The 234-nt window shown below is 41.9% G+C and carries 1 protein-coding gene; it reads left to right on the top strand.

All coding sequences use genetic code 11. The features are described from left to right. Positions 1-214, top strand: a 214-nt coding sequence (locus tag SB775_RS34035) for an anhydro-N-acetylmuramic acid kinase (RefSeq protein ID WP_410865710.1), incomplete at its 5' end; no start/stop codon positions are given. Positions 215-234 lie beyond the last annotated feature (20 nt).

Genomic DNA, 234 nt, shown 5'->3' with positions numbered 1-234 from the left:
ACTTCTTGGCAATTATATGCAAGTATTGACTCAAGAAGAGTTGGGATACTCTTCTGAAGCGACAGAAGCGGTGGCCTTCGCTTTACTTGCAAATGAGACTTTCCATGGTAATACACGTAACGTTCCCAAGGCTACCGGAGCTGACTTCGTTGTCATCCTTGGCAACATGACTTTCTCTCCTTCACATCGAATTGGTAAGGAAATAAGTATATAATAAGTTAGATAAAAGCCTCC

It is taken from the genome of Peribacillus sp. SIMBA_075 (genome assembly GCF_046534585.1).
Note: the sequence above shows the minus strand (reverse complement) of the source record. Positions and strands in the feature narration are given on the sequence as shown.